Source organism: Protofrankia sp. Cj3 (assembly GCF_917627355.1).
Taxonomy (GTDB): Bacteria; Actinomycetota; Actinomycetes; order Frankiales; family Frankiaceae; genus Protofrankia.
This window is the reverse complement of the sequence record NZ_CAKJTR010000027.1, coordinates 22,748-38,606: the sequence shown is the minus strand read 5'-3', so window position 1 is coordinate 38,606 and position 15,859 is coordinate 22,748. Positions and strand designations below refer to the sequence as shown.

The 15,859-nt window shown below is 65.2% G+C and carries 14 protein-coding genes and 1 pseudogene; 8 read left to right on the top strand and 7 right to left on the bottom strand.

Features of this window, described 5'->3' with window-relative positions; translation table 11 throughout:
* Positions 1-445, bottom strand: a 445-nt coding sequence (locus MJ783_RS06000) for a radical SAM protein (RefSeq protein WP_239308964.1), incomplete at its 3' end; no start/stop codon positions are given.
* A gap of 331 nt (positions 446-776) precedes the next feature.
* Positions 777-1,634 (bottom strand): NAD(P)-dependent oxidoreductase, encoded by an 858-nt coding sequence (locus MJ783_RS05995; RefSeq protein WP_239308962.1) that lies wholly within the window; start codon positions 1,632-1,634, stop codon positions 777-779.
* Between the two features lie 711 nt (positions 1,635-2,345).
* Between MJ783_RS05995 and MJ783_RS05990 the strand changes: the two genes are divergently transcribed.
* The 6 genes from MJ783_RS05990 to MJ783_RS05965 all read left to right on the top strand — a co-directional run bounded on the left by MJ783_RS05990 (position 2,346) and on the right by MJ783_RS05965 (position 9,248).
* Entirely contained in the window at positions 2,346-2,759 is a 414-nt protein-coding gene (locus MJ783_RS05990) for an AAA family ATPase (protein ID WP_239308960.1), read from the top strand.
* Positions 2,760-3,232: 473 nt separating this feature from the next.
* Entirely contained in the window at positions 3,233-4,495 is a 1,263-nt protein-coding gene (locus tag MJ783_RS05985) for an ATP-grasp domain-containing protein (protein WP_239308958.1), read from the top strand.
* A complete protein-coding gene (locus MJ783_RS05980) occupies positions 4,492-5,718 on the top strand; it encodes an ATP-grasp domain-containing protein (RefSeq protein ID WP_239308956.1) in 1,227 nt (408 codons plus the stop codon). The genes MJ783_RS05985 and MJ783_RS05980 overlap by 4 nt, the downstream gene beginning before the upstream one ends.
* Before the next feature lie 741 nt (positions 5,719-6,459).
* Complete coding sequence (locus tag MJ783_RS05975) at positions 6,460-7,386, top strand: diiron oxygenase (protein WP_239308954.1); 927 nt, start codon at positions 6,460-6,462, stop codon at positions 7,384-7,386.
* Between the two features lie 147 nt (positions 7,387-7,533).
* Positions 7,534-8,265 carry a methyltransferase domain-containing protein gene (locus MJ783_RS05970; RefSeq protein ID WP_239308952.1) on the top strand — a complete coding sequence of 244 codons (732 nt, stop codon included), beginning with the start codon at positions 7,534-7,536 and terminating at the stop codon, positions 8,263-8,265.
* 47 nt (positions 8,266-8,312) lie between these two features.
* A complete protein-coding gene (locus MJ783_RS05965; protein WP_239308951.1) occupies positions 8,313-9,248 on the top strand; it encodes an FkbM family methyltransferase in 936 nt (311 codons plus the stop codon).
* A gap of 122 nt (positions 9,249-9,370) precedes the next feature.
* Here MJ783_RS05965 and MJ783_RS05960 read toward each other — a convergent pair whose 3' ends face one another.
* From MJ783_RS05960 to fxlM, 4 genes and pseudogenes are all read right to left on the bottom strand, one after another.
* Positions 9,371-9,793, bottom strand: a complete 423-nt coding sequence (locus MJ783_RS05960) for an integrase (RefSeq protein ID WP_239308949.1) — start codon at positions 9,791-9,793, stop codon at positions 9,371-9,373.
* A 186-nt stretch (positions 9,794-9,979) separates the two neighbouring features.
* Positions 9,980-11,055 (bottom strand): annotated as a pseudogene (locus MJ783_RS05955) (lantibiotic dehydratase); the annotation flags it as partial.
* An 86-nt stretch (positions 11,056-11,141) separates the two neighbouring features.
* Entirely contained in the window at positions 11,142-11,291 is a 150-nt protein-coding gene (gene fxlA / locus MJ783_RS05950; protein WP_239308947.1) for an FxLD family lanthipeptide, read from the bottom strand.
* Positions 11,291-12,526 carry a methyltransferase, FxLD system gene (fxlM, locus tag MJ783_RS05945; protein ID WP_239308966.1) on the bottom strand — a complete coding sequence of 412 codons (1,236 nt, stop codon included), beginning with the start codon at positions 12,524-12,526 and terminating at the stop codon, positions 11,291-11,293. Before fxlM ends, fxlA begins: the two co-directional genes overlap by 1 nt.
* A gap of 626 nt (positions 12,527-13,152) precedes the next feature.
* Here fxlM and MJ783_RS05940 point away from each other — a divergent pair.
* Together MJ783_RS05940 and MJ783_RS05935 are read left to right on the top strand one after the other, a co-directional pair.
* The gene (locus MJ783_RS05940) at positions 13,153-14,748 is read left to right on the top strand and encodes a tetratricopeptide repeat protein (protein ID WP_239308945.1); all 1,596 of its coding nucleotides are present in this window, start codon (positions 13,153-13,155) and stop codon (positions 14,746-14,748) included.
* Positions 14,749-14,757: 9 nt separating this feature from the next.
* Entirely contained in the window at positions 14,758-15,435 is a 678-nt protein-coding gene (locus MJ783_RS05935; protein WP_239308944.1) for a 2'-5' RNA ligase family protein, read from the top strand.
* A 61-nt stretch (positions 15,436-15,496) separates the two neighbouring features.
* Here MJ783_RS05935 and MJ783_RS05930 read toward each other — a convergent pair whose 3' ends face one another.
* A complete protein-coding gene (locus MJ783_RS05930) occupies positions 15,497-15,811 on the bottom strand; it encodes a 4a-hydroxytetrahydrobiopterin dehydratase (RefSeq protein ID WP_239308942.1) in 315 nt (104 codons plus the stop codon).
* Positions 15,812-15,859 lie beyond the last annotated feature (48 nt).

Genomic DNA, 15,859 nt, shown 5'->3' with positions numbered 1-15,859 from the left:
CGAACGCGTTCTTGCCGGCCAGGCGCGCCGCGTGCTGAAGGCCGCGGGTCGCGTTGGTCGGCACGCCGATGACCGTCCCGGCGAACAAGTCGACGATGTCCACGAAGTCCCGGCGCAGCAACGGCTCGCCACCGGACAGGAACACCCGGGGCACCCCGGCCAGGTTGTCCCGGATCCGCTCCAGCGCGGCCAGCGTGGGGTCGGGTTCCTGCAACGTCTCGGAGCAGAACGAGCAGTCGAAATTACACTTCTTCGTGACCTGAAGAATCACCGACAACGGGCCGGCCGCTGCGGCGGCGATCGCTTCCAGATCCAGCGGAGCCGTTAGCCTGAAATGGTGCCCGTCGGTGAATGCGACAGGCTCGTCCGCGCGTGTGCAGATCTCGTCGTCACTCGGCTGCGCTTCGGTATCGGCGGCGGGAAGGGACGGAGAATAGGCGATCATCAGGTCCTTCTCGACGTAGGCGCCTCGGCGACCGGGCCAGCAGACCGCCGCTATCGTGACGGCGAGCTGACCGCGCCGACGCTGAACGCCCTCAGCTTCCCAACCGGCCGCACGCCCGTCATTCCCCGGGAAACGAACATCCGCTTCGGGCCCGTACAGCGCCACTGACCTGCGGCAACGGCAGCGGCGGGGCACTTTTCTTCGACTCGAACCCGCTGATTCGTTCGGCCGACCCCATCAACACCTGATCTTGACCTTTGTCGTGTGTCGCCTCGGACAGAGCGGCACCGCTCGTAGCCCTGCTTCTGCCTCCCGGAACGTGGGCGGTTGCTTACGTGCCGTGCTGCTGGTCAGTTCGCAGCTCGCGGAGGAGCTGGTCGATGTGGGCGTGCTCGATGTCTTTGTGCTCGTTCCAGGTGCGGAGGAGTTCTTCCGCGCCGCGGAGCATCGTGTCGGGGAGTCCGACGGTCCGGTAGCTCTCGGCCGCCTGGGCGAGTTCGGGCGCCCACCGCCAGGCGCGGGCCGCGACGGTGGCGAAGAAATCAGGCTCGGCGAGCGCCGGTCGGCTGCGTCGACGGGCCTCGTCGGTGAGCGCCTGCCCGACGCCGTACTCGGCGGCGAGTGCGTGCGCGAGCGCGGCGAGAACCCGCGACGTCTTCGCAAACGACGAGTGGGCGATCTTCAAGGCGGACGCCGCGCCCACCTGGCCGTCGAGGACGACAACCTCCACGGCCGATCCGTTGAACAGCGCGGAGATCTCGCCGGTGAGGCGAGCATCCCCGGCCAGGTACAGGCGCGTAGTTTCCTGCCGCGTCGGGACCGGGCCGATGAGGCAGCCATCAACGATGGTGCCACCCGCCTTGGTCACGAGCCCGCCGATGACGCGCATACGTTCCGGGTTGACCGCATTGGCGTCCATGTACAGGCCCGTGAACCCCGCCGCGGCCACGGCCTGCGCCACGTCGAGCGCGGCCTCCGGCGGACACAACGACATCAGGATCTGGGTGCCTTCACACAGGTCTTCCAGGCAGTCGACCGGCCGGAGGCCGGCATCCTGTGCCCGTCGCAGCGTCCGCGGGCTGCGTCCAGCGGGGCAGTACAGCACCTCGTGCCCGCCAGCCCGCAGGATCTCGCCGATCCGCGCCCCCATGCTTCCCGGATGCAGCAGCCCAATCCGACGGGGCGTCACGGGACCTGGTTTCCTTCCTCGCCGGTGGCGGCGGGATCTGCCGCCGTCGGATCTTCCTCCACGCTGACGCTGATCGACGCGACCGTCACAATCCGGCGTGCTCCGTGTACGCGATGCGCTACCAGGATGGCCGACGCAGGCAGGCGCGTCATTCCCGCCACCGCGAACGTTTTCATCGACACCCGCGAAGCCGATGACCTGCGAGAACACAGGCGCCCTGTCACATCCGTTCGCGGTGATCATGAAAGTTGTTCGTCATCGCCGCGCGGGGGAACAGCAGGTGATCGGTCGATAGGACAATCTCCCAGGCGCCGGGCAGAACGCGGCGACGACGACGGTCACGGGCGGGATGTACCAGGTCGCTCAGTCCCCGTCTCGCCGGTGATCTGGACGAGGGCCAGGTGGTCGCCCCGTGCGGCGGATGACAAACACGCAGGGATGAGGGTTGGCGACCACGTAGGCGCCGCCCTCAAGCGTGGTCACACGTGCCAGGATCGCGGCGGGACGCCAGGCCAGCGCGGGACGCCGGCGGCGACCTCGGGTGGCATCGACGTCTCCTCAGCCCGGGGCGACATGCGGGCAGACATCGCGTTGCCGTAGCAGCCGTCTGACAGTGACGGTCAGGGCCATCATCCCTACGCGCCTGGTCGTCGGGCGGGAGAACACTCTGGTATCTATGTGCAGGCTCTACGCCGGGTGCAGGGAGCAAGCGTGATCTGTTGGATTAACGGGTCGTTCGGGGCGGGCAAGACGACGCTCGCCGAGGAGCTGAGGCGGCGGTGCCCCGACGCGCTGATGTTCGACCCGGAGGAGGTCGGGTTCATGCTGCGCGGCATGGTCTCCCCGGCCCCGTCAGGAGACTTCCAGGACCTGCCCGTCTGGAGGCTCCTGGTCGTGGAGACCGGGCGGGTGCTGGCGCAGCAGCACGGCCAGCTCATCATCGCGCCCATGACCGTGGTCGATCCGGGATACGCGCGGGAGATCTTCGGCGGGCTGGCCACGTACGGGATCCCGGTGCGGCACTTCTTCCTCAAGGTGCCGGCCGCCCGGCTTCGGGAGCGGATCACGGGGCAGGTCATCCACCCCGGCGACCCGCAACGAGATGCCGAGGTCCGGCGATTATGATCGTTTATTTTGTCGATCTCGTCGGCGTTCATCTATGTTCAAACCGGTGGTCTCAACCGGTCAGTGCATCATCCGGGTGTCCGCTTCATGCCGGACCCCGTGGATTCCAGCACGATGCGGGTGGTGCACTGACCGGTTGAGACCGCCCCGAACAACTTCCAAGTTCGCGCCGCTCAGCACAGTGACTTGATCACATCACGATCAAGTCACTTGAAGGGAATTGTACCCAACTCAAACTTGCCGGAACCCCGAGTCCAGGTGTACACTCGACGTGAGTGGCTGTTAGGTACTCGTGTTTCGGCTCGCTCTCGTTCTCCCATTAGGGGCTGCTCTTCCGGGAGTTGCCTCCGATAGCTGTGAGTTACCGCCAGGCAAAGAAGCACAGGTACGGCGTCGTAGCTACCGAACCACGTAGTCGCATGATTCGGTCTTCCAGTCATGGCCTCGGGGAAGCTGTCAGACTAGGACAATTAATGTCACAACGGGACGCCATTCTCTTTGTCAACACTCGTCGTACCACGCTGGAGGCGCAACCCTGTTTCTTTGCCGCCAACAGCCTGGGGTTCGATGTAGTCCTGCTTGCGGACCATCCCATCCCACTTGTTCCTGGGCTCGCCGCCGACACAGTCATTACGGACACATACGATCACGACGCGGCGCTAGCCGCCGCCAAGGCCGTAGCAGCTCGCAGATCGGTGGTCGGAGTGCTTACCTGGGGTGATCGCGATGTGGAGACCGTCGCCCACATCGCGCAAGGTTTGGGGCTTCCTGGCAACTCGACCGAGGCCGCGGCGGCGGCACGAAACAAGTATCAAGCCCGCGAACTACTCAAGGATACCGCGCCGCACCTGATTCCGCGCTTCCACCGCGTCCGGTCCTCGGCGGATCTCGCGTCGGCGGTGAAGGAGGTTGGTTTTCCGGCCATCCTCAAACCGACCGGCGCCTCGTCAAGCAAAGGCATCTTCCAGGTCGACGACCAGGCGACGCTCACCGCCGCATTTAACCGACTCATGGAGTTCACGCAGAAGGCGACAGATCCGATCTTCCGTTACTATCCCCAGGAGCTGTTACTCGAGGAACAGCTGGGTGGAACCGAGCACAGCGTCGAGGGGATTGTTGTTGACGGACGGGTCCCAGTGGCGTCCGTCACGGACAAGTGGACTCTCTCTCCGTTCTACTTGGAGTATCTCCAGATCCACCCCTCCCAACTCGACCCGTCGACGCTCGCCCAGGTCGAACTCATGGCCAGCGAAGTCGTGCGGGCTCTTGGACTCAAGTCCGGCGCAATCCACCTTGAGTTTCGTCATCTACCCGACGGCGCTCTCAAGGTATTGGAGATGAATGCTCGAACCGGGGGGAACTTCATCACCTCTCACTTGATCCCCCTGAGCTGGGGCTATGACTTCCTGGGTGAGGTCATACGCGTGTCCGCGGGCGCCAGGGAGGCCCAACCGATGCCTGGCGCGAACAAAAGCTTCGCGGGATCGATACAGATCATAAGCCGACAGGCTGGCCGCTTCGTCGGTTTTGGTGACCTGGGAGGTGCGCTTGCCACACCGGGTATCGAACATTTCACCTATGAGATCTCGCCGGGCACCGAGGTCAAACAACCGCCAGACGACTTCGTCACTCCGATTCTTGGATCCTTCATTGGACGGGCTACTGATCCGCACGAGCTGCGGGATCTCCTTCACCGGGCCGCCGAGAAAGCTCTCCCGACCGTCGAGGCGATATGAGCCGGGACACCGTCCTCGTCTTCGGTGGCGGAGGTGCCAAAAGCCACGTCGCCGACTGGTCGGCCCGGCTCCGGGAGGAGGCTGACCGGCGCGAGTTGTCGGTGGAAGTAGCCGACGAGCCGGCCAATCTGGTCGGCCTGCTCGGGAAGCCAGACCCCGTGGCTGTCTGGCCGGTAGACTACCGTAACGTGGCCCAAGCGTGTCGGCTCGCCCGAGAGCGCCAGGCAGAGACGAAGCTCCGGGCGGTCCTTGGGTTTCGGGAGTTCTCGCTCTTCGCGACCGCGGCGGCTGCCGCAGAGGTCGGGCTTCCCTGGAACAGTCCCGCAAGCATCGCTCGGATCCGTCGGAAGGACAGGTGTCGACGACACCTTGCAGCACATGGTTTCAGTCAGCCGGAACTACACTTGTTCGATTCGGCTGACGAGGCGCAAAGATTCATCGGAGGCCGGGGCAGTCCTGCGATCGTCAAACCCGTGGACAGCTTCGGTAGCCAGGGTGTCTGCCTCGTACGCCCAGGAGAGGATGCCACCGCACCCGTACAGCACGCGTTCACCCACTCTCCGAGCATCCTCGTCGAGGATTTCATCGACGGTCTGCCCTGCAGTGCGGAGGGGATCATCGTTAATGGTGAACCCATGATCCTCGCACTCACGGTGAAGTCGATCATCAAGCCACCCTACTTCGCGACTGTGAGCAACAGCCTTCCGGCGCCGTTCACGCCAGCAGAGGCAGCGAGTATCCATGAGCAGGTAGCTGCCGCAGTGGCTTGTGTAGACCTTACTCATTCTCTCTTCCACGTCGAGTTCTTCTGGACGGATGGCGGCATCGTCCTGGGTGAGATGCACGCGCGGCCAGGCGGTGACTGGATTCATGCGATGGTTGCCCATCATCGTCCGGGCCTTGAGCTCTTTGGCCTGGTGTTGGATGATCTGCTCGGAATGGCGTCCGGCGTGCCTTCGGTGTCGGACGCCGCACCTGCCGCGGCATCACTCGCCATCCTGTCACCATCCGGAGTGGTAACACGCGTCAGTGGTGAGGAAGATGCGCGTACGATGCCTGACTGCCTGGCCGTCGACGTATTTGTCAGACCCGGGGACCCAGTTGAACCGGTCCGGGACTCTTTCCAGCGTGCGGCACTCGTGGTCGCATCGGGGTGTGACGTTGCCTCCGCACAGGCCCTGGCGACGGTTGTCGCACAAAAGATCCAGATTCAGGTCGGCTAGCAGGGCAAGATCGCAGACGAAACAATAGGCAGTGCTCAGTGGCGGCGTTCGCTTGGCCACAGCCCGGCCAGCGAGCAAGCCCTCGGCTGATCGGAGTCGAATCCAGGTAAACATTCAGAGGATAATCGGAAAGCCATCGCACAGTTGCCACAAGTAAACGTAAGATCTACGATCTTCGATTACAAACCTGGCAATCGCGACAAAGTGGCCGTCTCCATGTGGGCATCACAGCAAGCAAGGGCGCATTTTCGCCACTTTCAGTCACATATCATCACTCTCTGAGTACTCCCTGAATGTTTGCGAATCCAGGAGGCGCGAAAGAACATGCTATGGCCCGGACCTGGCGAGCGCTACGAGGCGGACTGGAGACCGAAAGCTTCTCAGCGACCTTGCCGGTCGTGCGCCCCCGGTAGCAATGATTCGCGCATCCGGCTACGGGATCTAACTAGTGCCGCATCCCTCTCCAAGAGAAAAAAGATTTGGCGATCGGGATACCTACTGTTATGCCCCTCTTGGGACTGCGAGACAGGCAAGAGTGCGGACGGAGGTCGTCGATGCTGTCTCAAGCACTTTCAGGAGCTGGACCCCGCTGGGCTGGAACGCGATTGCGGCTGATTTCGCATTGCGTCTCATCACCACCGCGTGACGCTTGGGTGAAACCCGTTCTTGGCCTGGATCTCTCTCTGGCCCATCCGAAGACCACCAGGGCGCAGCACGGCGGGAAGTTCAGAGGAACGGGCTATGGCCGCTGACAGGATTCTTGACAGATGGTATGAGGCCGCGAGGGTTCGTTGTGGTCCTCGACGTAAGTTCGCCGAGGAGCAGGAAACGGGAAAGGCGCTCTTCGCCGCGCGTGAGATGCCGGAGCTGGACCATCCCACCGTCGCGGAACGCGGTACGCAGATGCGGGAGTTTCTCCTCGCGCAGAGGCTTTACCAATATTTACAGTTCACTGTTCACGTCGAGAGCCGGATAATAAATCGCGCCCTTGAGCTACTTGCTAACGGCCATATAGAGATCGGTTCGCTCAGCTCCTGGCCGATCCGCCTCAATGCCTACCAGATCTACACGGACGAGGCGTTCCATGCCCTTTCCAATCTTGACCTGATCGACCAAGTAGCGCGAGTGACAGGCATCGAGCCGTGCCGGTACTCTTTTGATAGGGTCATCATGGCTCTCGACGGTCCGATGCGCGTCATTTTGCCTGGCCACGAGCACCTAGGCCAGCTGATGCAGGCCGTTGTCTTTGAAACTGCGCTTTCTTCCATCCTTGACATTTTACCCCGTGATCCCACCGTCCACAGCGTGGTTCGCGCCGTGGTGGCCGATCACGCTGCGGACGAGCGCCGTCATCATGCGTATTTCTCGCGTGTCTTTCCCGAGATCTGGCGGCAGCTCGACGGCCAGACGCGAACCAAGGTCGCTCACTATCTTCCCTACGCTTTGCGCGGCTGTCTCGAACCCGACCTCGCGCACGCGGCTCACGTCCTGCTGACCGCCGGACTCTCTTCTACCGATGCAGAGGAGGTGTTGGCCGAGAAATACTGGACAGAGATGATCGACACCAGGATCCGAGAGTGGGGGCGTTACACTCTGAACCTCTTCCGTAACACCGGTGTACTCGACGTGCCGGGTGCGAGCGAGAAATTTGCCGCCGCGGGCCTGTGAGTCTTCGATATCGGAGCTGTTCGTTGTCATGAATCTGTTTCATATGTGTGGATAGGTCGACCGCAGCGCTTGGGCGGCATCACTCGCTGTGGAGATGCCGCTCCGTCCGTCGAGCGGTCCTGTTTCTGACGAGTAGGTGCGACAAGTATGACCGTGACCGCTTCCACAGTCGTAGACGGCCCCTTCCTCTCCCGCTTGCGGTGGAGCTTCGGCGGTGAGACAGTTGACGACTTCGACGAGCACGTTCACCGGAGTGTGCCAGGGTACCGCGAAGGCCACAACATCATCGCTCAGTTGAGCGACTTCTTCGTGTGGGAGGGGAGCCGGGTGATCGAAGTCGGTTGCTCTACGGCTACCTTGACCCGGCTGCTCGCCGAGCGACATGCCTCGACCAATGCAACGTTTCACGGCGTCGATATCGAGCCACGAATGGTCGACCAGGCGCGGAAGCGATGCTCCGGATTATCATCCGTAAACATCGAGCTCGCCGACGCGCAGCGCATAGACTTCACCGGCAGCAGTTTCGTGGTAATGTATTATACCCTCCAATTCTTCCCCCCCGACCACCGGCTGGCCCTACTCCAGAGGATTTGTACGGAGATGCGGCCCGGTGGTGCCCTCGTGCTCTTCGAGAAGACTCGCACTCCCGACGCCAGACTACAGGACCTGCTCAACCAAATGTACGAGGACTTCAAACTGCAGGCCGGCTTCAGCGCCGACGAAATTCTTAAGAAGTCCCACTGTCTTCGAGGGGTGCTAGAGCCGTTGACGACTGCACTGAACCTCCAGCTGCTGAACACCGCCGGATTCATCGACTCGTGGCCGATCTACAAGTATCTAGCGTTCGAAGGATTTCTTGGCGTCAAGCCCTTGTTCTAGCTCGGCGCATACTGAGCGGTCGCCCCGGTTAGCGAAAGGAAGCAGCATTGAAGGTCTACGATGCCGAGGGAACCGCGTTCGTTCTTGATGACCCCGACCTGAGCACTCTTCGCGACACATTGCCCGGCAACGCGTACGAACCTCTCGTGCTCGCGTTGCTGGCCCCCCTGCTGAGAGAGCCCGGGGCGATCTTTGCCGATGTCGGTGCCCTCTACGGATATCTGTCCGTATGGGCGGCGAGGCACGCTCCGACGGCGACCGTCATCGCGTTCGAACCTGAGCCAAGTTATACCGCCGTCATCCGGCGCAACCTGGCCGCGAATGGGCTAGGCGGCGTGCGGGTCGAGGAGGTCGCGCTTGTTGACGAAGAGGGAATCTTTGACTTTTCGACGAAGACGATCGTGCCATTTTCTCCGGCCGACAAGCGCCGGGGATACCTGCATGCGCTGCGAGCCGCGATTCTGGACGCAACCCCACCCGCTGGTCCGGTGGTACCGGTCGTCGCTTCCCCGTCGCAGTCGCGGGTGGGGCTGGCCTCGTTCCTCGCCACTACTCTCTCTTATTCGCTGCGCACCCGTCTGTCCCCGCGTGCGGTCGACCGAACCCACGAAGTACGCGGGATCACCTTTGATGCATGGTGCCGCGAGACTAGCATCTTCCCTACAGTCGTCAAGATTGACGTCCACGGCGGCGAGGGCATGGTTCTGGGTGGAATGAAGAAGACGCTCCGCGGTTCCGTCAGACACGTTTTCCTCGAGCTACACACTCGAGACCTGCTGGTCAAATACGATCACCGCGCCATTCTCGACATGCTGCTCCAGGCCAATTTCGAAATCTTCGCCCTTCAGGGTTTCCGCTCATCTAAAGGCTGGCTGGAGCCACTATCCGGCCCGGCGTTGGATCGTGCCTCCGACCAGCGTACCTGGTCGCCGCTCGACCTTTATTTCATGCGGTTCCTCTATGCCCGACGTACGGATTCATGATGGAGAACCGTCAGGCACGCCGTATCATCGCGGTTCAAAGGGCGCCTGTTCGTTTCACCCACACTCCCAGGAAACCACCTGCTCGCGGACCCTGCGGGTGCCGAAAACCATGTCCGTGCAGGTTAGGCGGCATTTTCATACTCGTGGATGATGCCGCCGAGGCGGTCACGTCTACGGATGTCGAGGTGCGTGACCGTGGCCAGATGGGTGATCGGTTCCGGTAGTGGGTGCAGGGGTCTGGCGTTCGCGATGCCCCGGTGGGGTCGGTGCGCGGTGTGATGCTGCTCGTACGGGTGCAGCGCGTGCAGCAGGTGTGCCTGGTTCCCGATCACCGTGCGGTCCAGCAGGTCGTGGCGACAGCTCGGGATCCACCGTTCCATGATTGCGTTCATGCGCGGCATCCGGACGCCGGTGGGCACGACCTCGATACCGGTGTCGGCGAGGATCGCGTCGAACGACGCCGGGTTGCGGGTGCCGAAAACTGGAGGGTTCCCGCTTTCGTGGGCAGTGAACTTCAGCTCCGTTGTCTCCCGTCTTCCGCACATCGGATTTCGATGCTCCGATCGACGCCATTTTCGATCATGATGGCGGACTCGCGTCGATGGTCTACACCCACTGCGACTGGTCGAGTTGAATTCTGTCAGATCGCGCCCTCTGGACGCCAATGAGGCGAGCGGCAGACAAACAAAAGATCACACTGTCAGCCCATAGGGTGCACGTGCGGAAGACGGGTCTAGCGCGGACTGCTGGGCGAGCGTCGAAAGTAACCGGTCGCGGGCGGTGAACGCTGCCGGGTCGCGGCGAGGCGAGCCCCGGTACCCGGCGGGGAACCCGAGGACGGCCAGGACGTCGCGCAGGGGCACGGTCGCGCCCGGACCCCACCGTTCAAGGAACGCGCGATGATAGGCGGCCCAGCCGGGTAGGTGCGGCGCGACAGCGACGAGCACATCGGCGGCGTCCTGCGCTTCGCGGACCACGGCGGGGGGCAGCGTCACCGAACAGTCGACCCGCAGATCGACCGCGATCTGGCCGTCTGGCGAGGCGGGATGGTGATGTGGCGGGCCAGGTGGGCGGCCGGGTCGGTCACAGTCATCGGTGGGCGGATCGCCGAGAGCAGCACCCCGGCGTTGACGAGTGCGGTCAGCAGCCGCTCGGCCGCGGCCGTGTCGCTGGCTATCTGGTCGGCGACCTGCGCGGCGAGGTCCGTGAACGGGATCGTGGTTCTGGCCGTCTCGACTGCCAACCGCACCGGGCCGGTCAGGTCGATCTCGACATCCCAGACCCGGTCGCCGTCGGCGCGGGCGCAGGGCAGCACCCATGCCCCGCCGCGGGGAAAGCCGAGGGTGTTCGTCATGACGCAGACGGTGCGCAGTGTCGCCAGGTCCCGTTCAGCCGCGGCGGTGTGGTCGGCGATGTGGCGGTCGTCGGGGCGGGTGACCGCGTGGTGCCGCTGGCCCCAGCGGACCGCCGCGCGGGGGCCGAATTCAACCGGAGCCACTCCGGCGAACCTGCCGAAGGGGGTTGCACGCGTCGTCCACCTCAGCAGATAGCGGACCGTTGCCTCGACCAGACGACGCAGCCTGCGTCTGTCCATAGGCTCATCGGCAAGAGTCCGGGTGATCTGGGTGGTCAGGTGGGGTGCGGCCTGCCCGACCGCGGCAGCGAACGCCGGCAGTACCCACACCTGGCGCAGCCACGCCAACCACTCGTCGGGCTGGTCCGCGGTCAGGTCGGACCACGCCGGCGGCGTCAGATCTCGGGGGTAGGAGGCGGCTCTGATCAACGCCGCGTCCACCGCTTGGAACATCTCTCGCTCCGGGTTCCGAGGTTGGCGGAAGAAGGGGAGGACCTCGCCGATACAGGCGGGGCCCTCCCCCAGGGTGAACGGGCGGGTCAGGTGCCGGGGGTGGTCGTGCAGGCGCTCGTGCCCGTGTTGCCGGAACCGCACTCGTCGTCGGTGTTGGTGGCGTGACCGCTCGCGACGGACCCGGCGTCGACCAGGCGCAGGTTCAGCTCGTACTCGTTCTCGTTCTCGTTGTCCATCAGGGGGTTCCTTTCTCGGTGGGGGTGAAGGCCAGGACAAGGCGGCTGTGCCGCTTGTCCAGAACCGTCCCGTCCGGCAGGTCGCCGTCCGGGGTGTGCGCGGGAAGGACGTGGAGCCGCGGCGGCGGGCTGCCCGCGTCGACCCACGCATGCATGTGCTCGACCATCCGCCCGGCCGCCGCCGCAGCGGCGGGCCCGTGAGCGTAGGCGCCGAGATCGAACCGCCTGCCGGTCCAGTGCAGAGCCGACCGGTAGGCGAATGTGCCGTCGTGCAGGGTGGCGGGTGTGCCGAACTGCCAGGAGGGCGCGACGATGCCGGCCTCGATGGCCGTCTTCTGCGCCGTCAGCACCACGAACTGTCCCGCCTCGCGGGTGAGGCGGGTCGCCAGCCACAGGTTCAGGTTGATCAGGGTCGTGCGGGGCGGCAGGCTCACCCCGGCCCATGCCTCCTTGCGGGGCTGCGCCAGGAGACCATCGAGAACGGCGGGGTCGATCTGCTGGCCTTCATCCAGCCGCAGGTGGACACCGTCGGCGATGTCGATGTACCGCACCTGGTGGGCTCCGTCGCCCTGCATGGAGACGAACCCGCACTGGCGGTGGCTCTCACTGACCAGACGGTCCCCGCGGCGTCGCAGCGCCCACGACTTGGTGATCCCGAACGTGCGCAGCGGCACAACGAGCACACCGTCGTCGGTGAGCTGATCACGCCATGCGGACGGGATGTCCCATGCCCCGACTGTGATGATGATCAGGTCGTAGCGGCGGCCCGGCTCGATCGGGTGCTCGGCGTCCGCGCACACCACGGTGACGTCGTGGTAGCCCGCCGCCGCCAGGCAGGCGACCGCCCGGCCGGTGACCTCGGGGTCAATATCGACGGTCGTGACCGATCCCGTCGGGCCGACGAGCTCCCGCAACAAGGAGGCGTTGTAGCCACCGCTACCGATCTCCAACGCGTGTCGGTCTTCCAACCCACCGAGCGCGTCCGCCGCCTGACCGATCATCTCCGCGATCAGGTAGGGCGCCGACACCGAGCTGATGGCTTCCGCACCGCGCATCTTCTTGAGGACCGCCGCGTTCGCGTCGTACGCCTCTTCCAGCGGAAGGCCCGGCGTGAACAGCTCACGGGGAACCGTCCGCATCGCCGCCTTCACCTCGGGCCGCAGCACCAGGCCCTTCGCCGCATGATCAGCGGCCAACTGGTCAACCAGTGCGTTACGGAGGCTCTCGCTGCCCATGGTGCCGACGCTCGTCACGGTGTCCTCTCCCGATACGTGCGGGCCGCCGCAGGTGGGGCGACCCTCATCAACATTGACGATCTTTCCATCGGAGGTGGACCGACCTGAAGACCTCCTCCACGTCACCCTTGCTCCCGCACAGGCCGAGCCGACCAGCGCGGAGTGCGGTCCTCCAACGGGCCGCGCCTCAAACGAACAAGATCAGGTCGATGTCTGTGGCGCGCCACCACGATGGCCGACGCCAGGAGGCGAGTCATTCCCCCCGCCACGAATCTTTTCTTCGGTTTCCGAAAGACGGCTGACCTGCGAGAACAGCGGCGTCAGAGCGCCTTTGTCTGGCGCGATCATGCCGATTCGTTCGGCGAGTCCCGGAGGGATTCGATCTCGATCGTCCGTCTGGAGGGTGCCGCGGACAGCGCAGCGACCTGTAGGCCCTGATCATCCCGGTGAACGCTGCGGCCGGCGGCATCCCACGTCCGGTCCGGCATCATCGACGACGCAGGTACGTCGATCTACTCGTCCCCTCTGTTCTGACCGTAAGCGGACGGCTACGGTTGTGGCGGTTCGGTCGGTAGCCGAAAGCCCGAGGCCGATCGCCGTCCACGCTCAGGGAGGGGCACCGCGGCATGGGCAGGACCAGCCAGCGCGTCGAACAGGAGGAGCTGCGCGCCCGGATGCGTGCGGTGGGCATGGCGCACGACGAGATCGCCGTCGAGTTCGCCCGCCGCTACCGGCTGCGCCCTCGCGCCGCCCACCGGGTGGCGCGAGGTTGGACCCAGCAGCAGGCAGCCGGCCAGCACCCAGACCATCGCTTCGCGAGTGGCCCGGGACCCCGCGTCAACGCCCACGTCGCCCGCGTCGGCGTTGACCCGGATGGCGCCGCCTCGATGAGCGCCCCGTGGCTGTCGGAGCTGGAGAACTGGCCGCTCCCGGCCCGCCGCCGCCTCACCCCGCAGATCCTCGCCGCACTCGCCGCGGTCTACGGCACCGACATCCACAACCTGCTCGACCTCGACGACCGGGAGCACCTCGCACCCGCCGACATGCTCCTGATCAACAGCCTGCGCCGCCTGTCGGCAGGTGTGAGCAGCCCACCGGCGACGCCCGTCGCCACGTCGCCGTGGGGATCAGAGGTGCCCGCCGAAGCAGGCGAGCTGTCCGCCGCCGTCGAGCGCCCCGGCCCGGATCGTTTGACTATTCGTGCCGCGACGGCCGCCACGGTGGTCCTGGCTGCCGACGACGAGGTGGACGAAGTCACCCAACGCATGCAGCTTCTTGCCGCGACAAACATGGACGATGCGACCGTCGAGCAACTGGACATGGGCGTCGAGCTGATCGGCCGCCGCTACGAAACGTCGGACGCCCCGAGCGTCTACCCGACAGCTCTTCGCCAGCGCCGCCACGTCGCCGACCTCATGAGCGGCCACCAGCATCCGCGTCACCGAGCAAACCTGTATGTCCTGGCCGGGAAGCTGTCCGGCCTGCTCGGCTATCTCGCGTTCGACCTGGGTAACGAGATGCTCGCCCGTGCCTACTGCAACGAGGCGATGAGCCTCGCCCAGGCCACCGGCAACCGCGACCTTGCCGCGTGGGTACGCGGCACACAGAGCTTCATCGCCTACTACGCCGGCCGCTACGAGCAGGCCCTGGACTACGCCCGCGACGGTCAGCGCTACGCCGCGGGAGGTCCAGCGTCCATCCGCCTGGCGGTCAGCGGCGAGGCGCGCGCGCTCGGCAAGCTGGGTGACCGGCGCGGGGTCGACGACGCGGTCGACCGTGCCCTGGCCGCCCACGCGCAGGTCGACCAGGCCGACCCGGTCGGCTACTTCCTGTCGTTCGAGCCGTTCACCGGCGCCCGCCTTGCCGGCAACGCCGCCAGCGCGTACCTCGCGCTGGGCGCCGTCGACCGCGTCCGCGAGTTCACCGACCAGGCTATCCCGATCTTCGCCCGCTCGAACTCGGCAGCCAGCCACGCCCTGACGCTGGTAGACGCCTCGATGGCCTACCTCGTCGGCCCGACCGCCGAACCCGACCGAGCCGGCGCCCTCGTCTGTGAAGCCCTCGCCGTCGGGTCCACGCTGAATTCGCAGGTCGTAGCCTCTCGCGCGCAGGACTTCGTCACCAGCGCCGCCCCTTGGTCCAGTGTCCCGGAGATTTCCGAGGCAGCAGACGCCGTCGCCGCATGGCGCGCTGCGAGTACCTACAAGCACGCCCCGTTCTAACCTGGCAGCGTGCCGCACTCCCACGAGGGCCAGGTCGACGCCGACGACTGGGAAGCCTTCCAACGCACGGAACGGATGGCCGACCACTGGTACTGGCGCCCCGGGCACCGCCCTGGACGCAACTACCTCACCTGGTACCTCGTCTTCGACGACCAGGCCCTCCGCGACCACGTCGCCTACCACCAGAAGGCGCTTGCGGACCTGAACTATCTCGACCCGGTGCCCTCGGACGGCATCCACATGACTGTGCAGGGGGTCGGCTTCCCCGACCAGGTCGACATCGAGACAGCCGCACGCATCGGCGAGCAGGCAGCCGCACGCACAGCCGACATCGAGCCCTTCACGCTGACCGTTGGTCCCGTTGCGGCCTACCCCGGCGGCACGTTCCTGCGCGCCGCGCCCTGGGGTCCAGCCGCCGACGTCCGCGAGCGATTGCGCGAGGCCATCGCCACCGAGCTTGGCGCCGACCAAGTCCCCGCCGAGCCGGCGAGGTTCAAGCCGCACATCAGCGCGACGTATTGCAACGCCACCCCGCCGGCCGCCGAAGTCATCCACCGCCTCACCGAACTCCGCCGGGTCCCGCCGATCGCAGTCCCGGTAACCAGCGTGAGCCTGCTCGAACTTCGACGCGAAGGCCACACCTACCGCTGGACCATCCGCCGCACGGTCACGTTCACCAGCTCGTAGCGCGCGATGCCGGGGCGCTCCATGGAAATGTGAACACCAAGATTCGATCCGGACAGGAGTATCAGAACGGTTCCGCGCTGTGGGCTTGGGCGATGGCGTCGATGCGCCGCGCGAGATCGAAATCGGCCGCGGTGATCCGGTGCCCGGCGTCGTGGGTGGTGATCCCGAAGCGGATGCTGTCCCAGCGCAGGTCAATGTCCGCGTGGTGGCCGATCAGCCGCTCGACGTCGGCGACGTGCACGATCAGGGCGACCCCACCGTGGTAACGGATGCGGAAGGATCTGGTGATCTCCTGGCCGATGCGGGTCCAGCCGGGTAGCTCGCGCAGCCGCGCCTCGATCTCGTCGTCGGCCAAGGGCACGGGCGCGTCCGCCACGTCAGGTCTCCTTCAGAGCGCGAAGATCTCGTCGAGGTCGCGGCCTGC

Bases quoted from the DNA above. Each gene is read 5' to 3' on its own strand.
- MJ783_RS05985 (WP_239308958.1), top strand. From the start codon at position 3,233: ATGTCACAACGGGACGCCATTCTCTTTGTCAACACTCGTCGTACCACG.
- MJ783_RS05980 (WP_239308956.1), top strand. From the start codon at position 4,492: ATGAGCCGGGACACCGTCCTCGTCTTCGGTGGCGGAGGTGCCAAAAGC.
- MJ783_RS05975 (WP_239308954.1), top strand. From the start codon at position 6,460: ATGGCCGCTGACAGGATTCTTGACAGATGGTATGAGGCCGCGAGGGTT.
- MJ783_RS05970 (WP_239308952.1), top strand. From the start codon at position 7,534: ATGACCGTGACCGCTTCCACAGTCGTAGACGGCCCCTTCCTCTCCCGC.
- MJ783_RS05960 (WP_239308949.1), bottom strand. From the start codon at position 9,793: ATGTGCGGAAGACGGGAGACAACGGAGCTGAAGTTCACTGCCCACGAA.
- fxlA (WP_239308947.1), bottom strand. From the start codon at position 11,291: ATGGACAACGAGAACGAGAACGAGTACGAGCTGAACCTGCGCCTGGTC.
- fxlM (WP_239308966.1), bottom strand. From the start codon at position 12,526: ATGGGCAGCGAGAGCCTCCGTAACGCACTGGTTGACCAGTTGGCCGCT.
- MJ783_RS05940 (WP_239308945.1), top strand. From the start codon at position 13,153: ATGGGCAGGACCAGCCAGCGCGTCGAACAGGAGGAGCTGCGCGCCCGG.